We start from the raw sequence: 384 nt of genomic DNA, 5'->3' as shown, positions 1-384 counted from the left end.
AGACCAGCGAGCCGGAAACCAGCGTGCCGGTGGGCAAGGCTCCAACGGAACCGAAGGCCGCGGCCGTTACGGCCCCTCGGGAACAGCGAGCAGAACACCAAAGCGGGGCTTATGTGCCGCCATCACGGGCCAATAAGACCGCGAAGACCCACCATTTGCCCCCGGCCTATTGGGAAACTCTGGAAGAAATCAGCTTTCGGACGCGCGACGAGAAGGGCAAGCGCGTGCCACAGGAGCGATTGGTTGCCGAAGCCCTCAACCTGCTTTTCGTGAAATATAATTATCCGCAAGTTCGTGATGAGTAGTGCAATCATACTTACACGTCATCATGTAAACATGGCTGCATGATTGTTTTTCTGGTCGAGCTGGTGAGTGGCATGGTGG

At 56.5% G+C, this 384-nt stretch carries 1 protein-coding gene; it reads left to right on the top strand.

All coding sequences use genetic code 11. The features are described from left to right. Window positions 1-305, top strand: a 305-nt coding sequence (locus tag CKO33_RS13205) for a hypothetical protein (RefSeq protein WP_207146557.1), incomplete at its 5' end; no start/stop codon positions are given. Window positions 306-384: the final 79 nt, after the last annotated feature.

Source organism: Ectothiorhodospira mobilis (genome assembly GCF_016584115.1).
GTDB classification, from domain to species: domain Bacteria; phylum Pseudomonadota; class Gammaproteobacteria; order Ectothiorhodospirales; family Ectothiorhodospiraceae; genus Ectothiorhodospira; species Ectothiorhodospira mobilis.
The sequence above is the reverse complement of the archived record's forward strand: the minus strand, read 5'-3'. Positions and strand labels throughout refer to the sequence as shown.